The sequence below is a fragment of the Paenibacillus sp. O199 genome (assembly GCF_001636635.1).
GTDB classification, from domain to species: domain Bacteria; phylum Bacillota; class Bacilli; order Paenibacillales; family Paenibacillaceae; genus Paenibacillus; species Paenibacillus marchantiae.
Genome location: NZ_LGRP01000022.1, coordinates 1 through 12,214, shown reverse-complemented (window position 1 = coordinate 12,214; position 12,214 = coordinate 1). Strand labels below are relative to the sequence as shown.

Genomic DNA, 12,214 nt, shown 5'->3' with positions numbered 1-12,214 from the left:
TGATTTCGACATAGGAATTTTAACGTTAGATTCATAATGGAAAGGTTCATAACAAAAAGGGTCCTAATGACAACTGTCATCAGGACCCTTTTTAATTAAACTTAAATATTATAAGAATTTAACAATCCCTTACTCTACCGTTACGCTTTTAGCCAGGTTACGTGGTTTATCCACATCGTGACCCAGTGCCAGGGAAGCGTAGTATGCAAGCAATTGCAATGCTACAACGGACAGAGCCGGGCTAAGCAATGGCAGCGTCTTAGGAATTGCAAACGCTTGGTCAACGGATTTCAGCAATGGTGCTACGTGCTCTTCGTACGTAATTGCCAGTACGTCTGCGCCACGTGCTTTCACTTCTTTGATGTTGCTCACGGTTTTCTCCAAAACGTTCTCCTGCGTTGCCAGAGCAATGACAGGGATACCGTCCTCGATCAATGCGAGCGTACCATGTTTCAACTCACCCGCAGCATACGCTTCGGAGTGAATATAAGAGATCTCTTTCAGTTTCAACGATCCTTCTTGTGCTACTGCATAATCCAGACCGCGACCGATGAAGAAGAGATGTTCATGTTTGGAGATTTGCTCTGCATATCCTTTAATAGCTTCCGCTTGCTCCAGCATGGATTCAACTTGCTCAGGCAATGCTTGCATTGCTGCCAGCATGTGAGCAATCTCTTCTGCTGTTTGCGTGCCACGAACTTGTGCAAGGTACAGACCCAGCAGGTTGAACGCGATCAACTGCGAAGTATACGCTTTGGTAGAAGCTACTGCAATTTCCGGTCCTGCCAGTGTTGCAATCACATCGTCCGCATCACGTGCAATGGAGCTACCTACAACGTTAGTGATGGCGAGTACATGTGCACCATTTGACTGTGCTTCACGCAGTGCAGCAAGTGTATCAGCCGTTTCACCGGATTGGCTCACCACGATCACAAGTGTATCTTTGCTTACGATCGGGGAACGATAACGGTATTCGGAAGCAACATCTGTTTCTACCGGAATACGTACCAGTTGCTCGATTACAGTACGTCCAACCAGACCTGCATGGTACGCTGTACCACAAGCGATGATTTGAACGTTACGGATATTTTTGATTTGTTCTTCAGTCATTTTCAACTCAGGAAGTTGAACCTTTTTGCTTTCATTATCGATGCGACCCAGCATTGTATCACGATATGCTTTTGGTTGCTCATGAATTTCTTTCAGCATGAAGTGCTCGAATCCGCCTTTTTCTGCAGTTACAGCATCCCAATCGACACGAATCATTTCCCGAGAAATAAAGTTACCTTCAATCGTCATCAATTCGACAGCATCATGTGTCAATACAGCCATTTCACCATCATTCAGAATGTACACGTTACGTGTATGTTCCAGAATTGCCGGGATGTCGGAACCAATGAAGTTCTCGCCTTCACCAATACCAATAATCAATGGGCTTGCTTGACGCACAGCTACGAGTTTCTCAGGCTCATGCTCTGTCAATACACCCAGTGCGAATGCGCCACGCAACAACGTGATCACTTTTTGAACTGTTTTAACGATATCACCATTGTATTCACGCGCAATCAGGTGAGAAATAACCTCAGTATCTGTCTCGGAAGTGAACGTGTGACCTTGAGCCATCAATTCGTCCTTCAGATCCAGGTAGTTCTCAATAATACCGTTATGCACAACAGAGAACTTCTGACTTCCATCCGTGTGTGGATGAGAGTTCTCATCCGATGGTTTACCATGAGTTGCCCAACGTGTGTGTCCGATTCCGGCATTACCTACCAGTGGTGCACCATCCAGCTTAGCTTCAAGATTCGCAAGACGACCAAGAGCTTTCGTGATTTGCAGACCTTCTGGTGTGAATACCGCGATACCTGCAGAATCATAACCACGATACTCGAGTTTCTTCAATCCTTCGACCAATACCGATTGAGTGTTCTTATTACCAATATATCCAACAATACCGCACATAGTTTATTTCCTCCGATTGTATATGAATACTGTGTCACGAAGAGAAACAGGCTGGCACGGCATATCGAAAAAATGAAAATGATTGCCTAACGTATCATGAAAACTTTCAATTATTCAATTATCAATGATCAGAGCAGCCTCTTGCCGCTCCGCAGTCATGAGCTGTTATTAGATGCAATCATGAATGTACATCATTTTCCCGTCCGCGCACTGTTCACGCTCTTCGCGCACATTCATTTGAATTTTAGTTGAATCTTGCACCTACCGGCGCGTTGTGTGGACAGTCACCCATCCATTTTCCGCAATCCGGTTCACGGCTCTGGTGCATCACCGGGAGGTCCCCGCCGAACAATCCGAACACCTCCACCTCGTCAGCTTGATTGCCGTCGATCTTGCTCAGTAGCATCTTCATTATTTCAAGATTCATACCGATCAAAATCCTTCCCGCGCAACTTCAAGCTCTGGCGCTTGTGTAACTAGTACCTTACGATCCTCACTTTCTGTGTCTGAATGACGACTCCACTCATTATATGCACGTCAGGTTCATTTTGCAATGGAGCAAAGTACCTGTGACAATTTCGGCATATTTACCCACAATCCCGACCGGTTAAACAGACCCATGGTCTCACTAGGCCGGGACGTAGGAATATGGGTTTGTATGGCATAAACCCTGTTAGATTAAACCTTATGAGACAGTGATTCCCTTGATACAACCGTGTTTGGAAGGCCTATAGATCAGGTCCTATACCAGTTCTTTTTGCACAACATCTGCAATTTGAGATACGAATTGTTCAAGTTCATCCTTATCTGGTCCTTCCGCCATAACGCGGATCAAGGATTCAGTCCCGGACGCACGAACGAGTACACGTCCATTATCACCCAGATGCTGCTCGACTGTAGCAATAGCTTGCTCAATCGCCGAATTGCCCTCGTATTTGCTCTTATCTTCAACGCGAACGTTCACCAATACTTGTGGATACTGGGTCATCAGCGCCTTAAGTTCACTCAGTTTTTTACCGGAAGCTTTCATCGTGTCCACGAGCTGAATCGCTGTCAGCATGCCGTCGCCTGTTGTATTGTAATCCAGGAAAATAACATGACCGGACTGCTCTCCACCCAGGTTATAACCCCCACGGCGCATTTCTTCCATCACATAACGGTCACCCACGGCAGTCTTTGCTGTTTTCAGTGCCAGTTTCTCCGTTGCTTTGTAGAATCCGATGTTACTCATTACGGTAGATACCACGGTACTGTCTTTCAGCTTGCCTGCACGATTCATCGCATCACCACAGATGCACAGAATGAAGTCACCATCAACCTCAGCGCCTGTCTCATCAATAGCGATCAGTCGATCCGCATCCCCGTCAAAAGCAAGGCCCAGATCCGCATTATGTTTCAGCACCTCTTGTTTCAAATGCTCCGGGTGAGTTGATCCGCATTGCTCATTGATATTCAGGCCGTTAGGCTCAGCGCCAATGGCAATGACTTCTGCACCAAGTTCTCTGAATAATTTGGGTGCCAGCTCATAAGCTGCTCCATTAGCACAGTCCAGAACAATTTTGAGTCCTGAGAACGATTCATTTACCGTTGTTTTCAGGTAGTCCAAATAGCGATAACGGGATTCTTCATCCACAATTACGGTTCCCAAACCACCACCCACAGGGCGCGGCAATTGATCCGTATCTGCATCCATCAATTCTTCGATCCGGTTCTCCGTCTCATCCGACAGTTTGAAGCCATCTCCCCCAAAAAATTTGATTCCGTTATCCTCAACCGGATTGTGGGAAGCCGAGATCATTACCCCTGCATCGGCTTTCAGCAGACGAGCAATATACGCCACTCCAGGAGTGGATACAACGCCCAGACGAATTACATCGGCGCCAATGGACAGCAAACCTGCAACCAGTGCGGATTCCAGCATAAGCCCCGAGATTCGGGTATCCATACCGATAACCACTTTTGGTCTTTCCACACCACCAGCAAGTACATAACCACCACAACGTCCGATGCTGTAAGCCAGCTCCGCCGTTAACTCTTTATTGGCAACACCTCTTACGCCGTCTGTACCAAAATATTTCCCCATGATCTAACTCCTTCTATTCGCATCATATAAGAGCATAAACGTTATTTTTAAAATTCTAATCTGAACATTTTTTTTACGGATTGGAGCCACTATTACTGCTACCACTGTTATTGGAATTACCTCGACTGGTATTCCCCTGCTGGCTCTGCTCCTGATTGTCCGTATTCGATTCTGTTTCTTCTTCTCCAGGAGCAGTTTCGGTATCCCCATTCTCGACTTCGGCTGGTGAAGGATCAGGCCCCACCGTCCCTTCATCATTCGGATCTTCGCCAGGAGCAACCGTCGTATCATCAGACTTTTCGCTAATTTTGACGGTAGCGCTCAGATCAACTGATGATTCATCCAGTTTGGCAAACCGAGGCAAGTCAGCCTCAAGCTTTATTTCATGCGTACCTACCGCAAGTCCAGCAAGATCCGCAGTCAATTTGATATCATCGCTACTTAGACCTTCAAGCATCGTTGAAGAACCTCTAAGCGTAATATTCAAGCCGCCACTTTTGGGAGTAACCAGTGTCCCTTCCAGCCCGTTTCCCGCGCCAGTAAGCGTAATGGGTACGTTCGGAAAGACTTTGGTCGTCTCCTGAAGCTCATCATAAGGCGATACCGTCACCTTAAGCTGAATCGAACTAGGCTCGATTTTCTCAAAACCGGGCGGCGGCGTCAAGTCCACGTTAACTGTCGACGTCCCTGCCTCATCGAACTGTGTGAGATCAAGGGTTACTTGGTCGTAGGACTGTATACCCGCAAGCGCATCCTCTGTGCCGTAAACCGAGACTTCTTTCACGCTTGGCTCAACCGTGGAGAGCACCATTCCCTCAGGCAGCTGTCCCGAATATTTGATTCTTAAGGGCACAGTTGTATAGGGCTGACTGACAGGAATACGGACTTCTACGGTTTCTGGTGTAACAATCGCATTTTCAATGACCTTGCCTTCGGCATCATATGCCTGAAGCTTCACTTTTTTCTGCGTCACGTCATCCTTCGCATCCTTCACGCTCACACTGCCCTGAACCTTCTCTACGGCGTCAAGCTGCCCTTCCGGCAGAGTTACCTTAACTGGACCTGAAGGTTCAACAACGGGCGTTCCAGCGTTATATCCGGCGGATGGTTCTCCTTCGGGTACAATATTCACATCGAAGGATTTGGTGCCCAATTTTTCCACGTTGACCGTAACCATGGAAGGCTCCATGCTGACTACCTCAACCCCGGAAGGCAGATCAGGCACCAATGGCAGTGTATTGGACCCATCCTTCACCTGACTAAGATCCACTAGCACTTTATAATCATCATTCGTAAAAATCGAAGTTAACATCGAACGCTGCCCTTTAATCTCCAGACGGACCTCATCCGTACTTAATGAAGTAAGTACATAGGAGTTGCTGTCGAGTCCATAAGGCTGAACAGGCACAGTGCGCTCCACAACCTTATTCGTTGTCCCGGTCGAGATTGTTGGCGTAGTTGGTACTTCATCCAGATGTATCATGAACCAGAGCAACAAACTCACCGCTAAAGCGAGAATCTTGGCAAAATTGTTGTTATTGAACCATTTATCCATTTTTACGTCCCCCCTTCCGTTTCCAGAAGGTAGTCCAACCATTCTTTTTAGTCAGATTGGATGTTGGACGCAGTTCTTCGTACAGTTTGGCAATCAGCGATTCTTCCTTAATATCACGAACAACCTGTCCATTCATCGCAAGCGACACTTGTCCTGTCTCCTCCGAAACAACCAAACAGATCGCATCCGCAACCTCGGTAATCCCGATTGCTGCACGGTGACGCGTTCCTAGCTCTTTGCTAATAAACGGATTCTCGGACAAAGGCAAATAACAGGCTGCCGCCGAAATCTGTTTGCCCTGTATAATGACGGCTCCATCATGGAGCGGTGTATTCGGAATAAAAATGTTAATCATCAGCTCTGAGCTGACCAGAGATTGCATCTGGATACCGGACTCTGTGTAATCGTTCAGACCCGTTTCCCGTTCGAATACAACCAGTGCACCTATTTTACGTCGTGACAAATAATTCACGGACTTAATAATCTCACCAATTAACACCGTTAATTCTTCATCACTTGCTGCTGCCGAGCGTCCAAACAGTTTGCCTCGACCCAATTGCTCCAGACCACGGCGCAGTTCCGGTTGGAAGATAATAAAGACCGCAACGACACCAAACGTAAACATCTGGTTCATTAGCCATTTGAGCGTATAGAGGTTTAGCCACGTACTTAGTGCCCAGATCACTACAAGGAACAGAATACCTTTAAGCAGCTGAACCGCACGGGTACCCCGCACAAGCAAAATCAATTTGTACATAATATAGGTAACGATCAATATATCGATAACGTCCTTAATGGACTCTTTCCACGTTAAGTCAGCAAAATAGTTCATAAGCCAGCCCCCGCTATCCCCATTGATGAGTAAACCCTGCTCTCATATTAACCCATTAGGATTTAATTAATCCTTTTCTCGCATTTGCATAATCCATTCAAGCTCACTCTCAGGTACAAAAGTTGGCCAGGAAGGAGCACTCTGATCCAACTAACGTATAGACGAATAGAATTATTTCGATCTATATTTTGCGGATTGAAAGACGCTCTTTGGATTTATGCAAAAAGCTTATCTATATGTAGTAGTATGTTCTCTTTAGTATCTAGGTTATAACGTTAACGTTCAGGTTGCAAGTTACGGGAGTCACAAACTGCGCAGAAACAACACAAATCCCATAAATTACAAAGTCATTAGATAAAAAAAGAGTACCCCAGCAATCTGGAGGTACCCTGCTTGGTATATACCATTGAAGAATCTACCCTGATTTAGCGGTAAGCCACTTCATTTACCATATTGGTTATTTTGTACCAGAACCAGTCCAGCGCCTGATCAATACTTTTCACCTGACCGGAAATATGTGCCGTTGAAGCCTGATACAACTGTCCGTCGATGACCGTCAGATTGCCATTTACATCACCGTATACCTGAGCAGTTCCATTCTCTATCGTAAGATCGCCAGCAATGGACTTGCCCTCCGGAACAATAACCGTGTTTCCTTCAATCACGATCTGGTCCAGATTATTTCCCTTAACGACCATTTCGTTATTCTGATTCCAGAAATTCCAGGCGCTAAAGAGCATCACGACCAAAAAGAAGGCTGCCGCCGTCAGCGCGGGATGTCCTTTGACCCATTTGAGCCATATTTGCTGTCTCTTGGGCTGGGGCAGAGCATTCATAATTCGATTGGTCAGCTCATCCGAGGCAGACGGTGAATAGTGTTTCATGGCAAAGAGTAGCATTTCCGTCTGTTCCAACTCTTTAAAGCGCATGCGACAATCCGGACAGGTCACAAGGTGACTTTTCAGTTCAACCTTCTGGGCCGGGGACAACGACTCATCCAAACATTCATGCATTAAAGAGACGGCCGAGTTGCAATCCATATGAGAGCCAATCCTTTCTTAGATCACTTAGTCCTTGCATCGCCAAAAAGCACGCATAAGACTTGCATACATTACATACGTATCCGTTTCGGATATGTTTCAAATAAATTCGCCCAAATAAAAGACGGTTTACATTTACAACTTATACTCCAGTTTTTTACGCAAAAAATCACGCCCACGATGAACACGAGTCTTAATCGTTGTTACGGGCATACCTGTCACATCACTGATTTCCTGTAGCGACAAGTCCTGTAAATATCTCAAAATCATGACTGATTTATACTTGGCCGGCAAACTGTCAATCGCTTCACGGATTAGTGTCTGTGTTTCAGACAAAAGTGCTTCACTTTCTGGTGTACGATCATCGCTTGGAAGCATCGCATAACCATCAGACCCTTCCTGATCATTCAGTTCTGCATCCAATGAATAAGAAGGTTTCTTGCGCCGTAAGCGGTCAATACACAGATTGGTTGCAATCCGGTATATCCAGGTTGAGAACTTCTGGTTCGGATCATACTTCTCCATATTGCGAAACACACGCAAAAACGTCTCCTGTACAACGTCTTCGGCTTCATGACGATTGTTCAGCATCCGGTATGCCAGATGAAACAGCTTGTCCTTGTATAATTCAACGATTTCTGCAAAGGCCCGCTGGTCACCCTTCAGTACCAGCTTAACAAGCCTGTTCTCCAAATTGTCCACCCTTATTCCCCCAGACATGCTGATGGGTCTTCCGCCTTCTGATACCCGTCCACACTTGTAATTCACCAATCAAATCGTAAATCAACTTTGGTCAAAAATCAAGACTGTGCCGGAAAATATCCGCCAAAAACAGTAAAAACGGGAACTCCCGAAGGAGTCCCGTTTCATCTCTCACTCAAGCTGAGGAAAGAATTAAGCTTTTACTATCTATACGGCTGGAAAATTCACTTCATATATTTTAAGCAGATTAACGATCAACCCGTATTCCGAAGTCCTGCTGCAATGCCGTTAATCGTAAGCAACACTTCACGCAGTAACTCTGTGTCATCCTCGCCACGCTCACGCATATCTCTGAGCTCACTCAGTAGTTGGACCTGCATGTAGGACAAAGGATCGACATACGGATTACGAAGTCGGATCGACTCTTGAATCACCGGTACATCATCCAGAATTTCAGCTTCTCCGGTAATTTTCAGAATCAGCTCTTTGGTGAGCTTGAATTCCGATTCAATCTGACCATAGATGCGATCACGTGCTTCCTCATTGGAAGTCATAGCCGAGTATTCCTTCGCAATGACTAGATCCGCTTTGGCAACAGCCATCTGCACCGTATCAATTAGTGTACGGAAGAATGGGAAGTTTTCATACATTTCTTTCAGGACAACCAGATTTTCTTCTTTATCCTGATAGTAACTTTGCAGTCCCGTTCCTGCCGCATACCATGCGGGAAGCAGATAACGACTTTGGGTCCAGGCAAATACCCAAGGAATCGCTCTCAGATCCTCGAACTTGTCGCTGTTTTTCCGTTTGGATGGACGTGAACCAATATTCAGTTCCCCAACCTCAGGTAGCGGTGTCGATTCCTTGAAGAAAGTAAAGAAGTCTGGATCACGGAAAATGAGATCCTGGTATTTCGTCAGAGATACTTCGGAAATATCTTTGATGATGCTGTCCCACTGACGCTCTGATTCCGACTCTTGCGGCTCCAGACCGTTTAGTGCAGCTGTAATCAAAGCCGATGTAGCCTGCTCAAGACTGCGGTATGCAATGCCCTGAAGGGAATAACGGGAAGAGATAACCTCACCCTGCTCTGTAATCTTGATTCCTCCACCAATGGTGTGTGGTGGTTGAGCAAGAATACTGCGGTTGAGAGGCATGCCTCCACGTCCGAGCGCCCCACCTCTACCATGGAAGAACTTCAGCTTAACGCCGTGTTTATTACCAACAGCAGTGATAGCATTCATCGCCACGCGCAACTCCCAGTTGGCTGTAACCACTCCGCCATCCTTGTTGCTGTCCGAGTAACCCAACATGATTTCATGCAGTTCATTCCGTCCACTCACACTTGCGCGATATACCGGAAGGTTGAACAGCTTCTCCATAATTTCCGAAGCGGCATGAAGATCATCAATCGTTTCAAACAATGGAACCGCTTGAAGCGTAGATACCACTTCACCGTTATGTTCTTTGCGGAACAAACCTACTTCTTTAGCAAATACCATAACCTCAAGCAGGTCACTTGCCCCTTGGGTCATACTAATCAGATAGCTTGTGATACAACCGGCCCCAAACTCGCTCTGAGCACGCTTGATCGTACGGAATACGTCCAGACACTCTTTGGTCCCCTCTGTGTATTGGTGATAAGGGGAAGTCAACGGACGAGGATCATCCAGCAAACGAGCCAGCAAATCGATTTTGCCATCTTCCGTCAAACGAGCATAATCTTCTACGATGTTCATCTTGGCCAAAATCTCTGACATCGCATTTTCATGCTCTTTGCTGTGCTGACGCACATCCAATGCAGCTGTATGGAAACCGAACAACTCCACTTGACGAATCATTTTGCGAATGGTCGTATCCGCTACATAGTCTGCAAAGTGATGACGAAGGCTGCGATCGATAATCATCAGATCATCCATCAGTCCTTGAGCGCTGTCATAGCGATTAGGCTGTCCTACTTTGTTCTCATCCAGGACATTGTTCAGCTTGGCAATCATATATGCCAATTTAATACGATATGGCTCTTTTTCATTCCGCCACATATCCACTTTTTTCAATGTTACACAACTACGGTCTTGCTCAATCGACTGTACCAGCTCATCCGATACGTGGATGATGTTCGTACTGAAGCTGAGATGTCCCATAAGTTCAATCATAATCCGTTGATACTCACGTAAAGCGAGCTTACGCTGCATCAACAGTGTCTGCCATGTTACATCTGAAGTTACCGAAGGATTTCCATCCCGGTCTCCACCGATCCAGGAACCGAACCGCAAATACGTCGGCACATGCCAGTCATGGTCAGGATAAAATTTATTCAGGCAGCGTTCAAGCTCCTGGTATACATCCGGAAGTACATGGAACAACGTTTCATGAAAGTAATACATTCCGTTCCGTACTTCATCAAGCACAGTCGGTTTACGGTCACGAAGCTCATCAGTCTGCCATAGAGTAATGACTTCGTTCAGCAGCTTCTCCCGCAACTGTTCACGTTCACGCAACGTCAGCGTAGGATTATCAAGTGACATGACATCTTCGGATATCCGTTTGTGGATGTCCAGTATAACCCGACGCATGGCTTCGGTTGGATGAGCTGTCATCACCAATTCCAGCGATAACTCGTCTAGAATATCCTCTACTTCCGTGTGAGACAGTCCGCGTTCCTTCAGATCTTGTACTGCTTTTTCAATCGATCCTGGCTGCACAGCGTCCCCTGCAGAACGTTCATAATCCCGTTTACGCCGGATCCGATGGTTTTGTTCAGCAATGTTAACTAATTGAAAATAAATCGCAAAAGCTCGAATCACCTGATGGCGATTTTCCGAGTCTAATTCCTGGATCATCGTTTTGAACTCTGCATAAAGTTCTGGCAAGAACTCTGCACGCAACGATTTGCTCGTTTCCCGAATCTTCTCAACGATATCTAGAAGCTCCGTGCCTCCTTGATGGACAAGAACTTCTCCGAGTATATTGCCCAGGAACCGCACGTCTCGCCGAAGCAGGTTGTTGGATTGGCTTTTGCTGGCGGTTACCATAGTTTCAGTCATGCTTATCCTCCCATCTGATCGTTCCATTCGTACACGTAAATTTGACACCTTCATAACATCATACAATAAAATGGTACGAAAATCTTTATTTTTCTACTAGTAAAAATGGGGATTTACCCTGATTTACAGCACAAAAACACGCTTTATTATTCATTTTCTTGTTCTGCTTCGATTAATGGTCAAATGCTGTCGCATGATACCTTTTTCACGTACTTTTCATTACTCGAATAACTCATACCTATTCTAAATTTTTCATAAATATACAGTTAGACTGGGAATGTTCGTTGTACCTGAATCGATTCGTATCTGCATGATTTCCATTGTTACAAACCAGACGAAACATAAAGAAACATGACCGGCAAAGCAAGCTTTTGTATACTTTATCACAGTGACGCAATAAATTAAAGAGTGTATTTATAATTTTTTGATTCTTTTAGCAGAATTTAATGAAGGAGTTCGGAGGTATTTTTTCACTTATCAAACGAATATAGAGGAGATTGGTATTATAATGAGATGTTGTTTCTATAAATAAAAGAAAAGTCCCTGTATATACAGAGACTTTCCAATGAAACATGAAGCGGGTGATGGGAATCGAACCCACGCTATTAGCTTGGAAGGCTAAAGTTCTACCATTGAACTACACCCGCATGTAAAAATCGGGATGACACGATTTGAACATGCGACCCCCTGGTCCCAAACCAGGTGCTCTACCAAGCTGAGCTACATCCCGATACTTATGAAAATAATGGCGCGCCCTGAGAGATTCGAACTCCCGGCCTTTTGATTCGTAGTCAAACGCTCTATCCAGCTGAGCTAAGGGCGCATATAAAACTTTAAAAAGATTGGAGCGGACGATGGGAATCGAACCCACGACCCTCGCCTTGGCAAGGCGATGCTCTACCGCTGAGCCACGTCCGCAAAACCTATGCGCGTGGAGGGACTTGAACCCCCACGTCGTGAAACGCTAGATCCTAAGTCTAGTGCGTCTGCCAA

The 12,214-nt window shown here is 45.7% G+C and carries 8 protein-coding genes and 4 tRNA genes; all 12 read right to left on the bottom strand.

Annotation, left to right across the window (positions count from 1 at the left end; genetic code table 11):
• Positions 1–129: 129 nt before the first annotated feature.
• The 12 genes from glmS to A6049_RS23865 all read right to left on the bottom strand — a co-directional run bounded on the left by glmS (position 130) and on the right by A6049_RS23865 (position 12,139).
• Positions 130–1,962 (bottom strand): glutamine--fructose-6-phosphate transaminase (isomerizing), encoded by a 1,833-nt coding sequence (glmS, locus tag A6049_RS23920; RefSeq protein ID WP_063567048.1) that lies wholly within the window; start codon positions 1,960–1,962, stop codon positions 130–132.
• A 244-nt stretch (positions 1,963–2,206) separates the two neighbouring features.
• A complete protein-coding gene (locus tag A6049_RS23915) occupies positions 2,207–2,389 on the bottom strand; it encodes a hypothetical protein (protein ID WP_063567047.1) in 183 nt (60 codons plus the stop codon).
• 315 nt (positions 2,390–2,704) lie between these two features.
• The gene (gene glmM / locus A6049_RS23910; RefSeq protein WP_063567046.1) at positions 2,705–4,045 is read right to left on the bottom strand and encodes a phosphoglucosamine mutase; all 1,341 of its coding nucleotides are present in this window, start codon (positions 4,043–4,045) and stop codon (positions 2,705–2,707) included.
• Positions 4,046–4,118: 73 nt separating this feature from the next.
• Positions 4,119–5,600: a CdaR family protein gene (locus A6049_RS23905; protein ID WP_063567045.1), complete on the bottom strand. Its 1,482-nt coding sequence runs from the start codon at positions 5,598–5,600 to the stop codon at positions 4,119–4,121.
• Positions 5,593–6,432 carry a diadenylate cyclase CdaA gene (gene cdaA / locus A6049_RS23900; protein ID WP_063567044.1) on the bottom strand — a complete coding sequence of 280 codons (840 nt, stop codon included), beginning with the start codon at positions 6,430–6,432 and terminating at the stop codon, positions 5,593–5,595. The genes A6049_RS23905 and cdaA overlap by 8 nt, the downstream gene beginning before the upstream one ends.
• 425 nt (positions 6,433–6,857) lie before the next feature.
• Positions 6,858–7,472 (bottom strand): zf-HC2 domain-containing protein, encoded by a 615-nt coding sequence (locus tag A6049_RS23895; protein ID WP_063567043.1) that lies wholly within the window; start codon positions 7,470–7,472, stop codon positions 6,858–6,860.
• A gap of 135 nt (positions 7,473–7,607) precedes the next feature.
• Positions 7,608–8,174: an RNA polymerase sigma factor SigW gene (gene sigW / locus A6049_RS23890; protein WP_017692117.1), complete on the bottom strand. Its 567-nt coding sequence runs from the start codon at positions 8,172–8,174 to the stop codon at positions 7,608–7,610.
• Positions 8,175–8,428: 254 nt separating this feature from the next.
• Complete coding sequence (ppc, locus tag A6049_RS23885; RefSeq protein WP_063567042.1) at positions 8,429–11,221, bottom strand: phosphoenolpyruvate carboxylase; 2,793 nt, start codon at positions 11,219–11,221, stop codon at positions 8,429–8,431.
• Positions 11,222–11,797: 576 nt separating this feature from the next.
• Positions 11,798–11,868, bottom strand: a tRNA-Gly gene (locus A6049_RS23880).
• Between the two features lie 9 nt (positions 11,869–11,877).
• Positions 11,878–11,951: transfer RNA gene (locus A6049_RS23875), tRNA-Pro, on the bottom strand.
• A 16-nt stretch (positions 11,952–11,967) separates the two neighbouring features.
• A tRNA-Arg gene (locus A6049_RS23870) sits at positions 11,968–12,044 on the bottom strand.
• Positions 12,045–12,064: 20 nt separating this feature from the next.
• Positions 12,065–12,139: transfer RNA gene (locus A6049_RS23865), tRNA-Gly, on the bottom strand.
• Positions 12,140–12,214 lie beyond the last annotated feature (75 nt).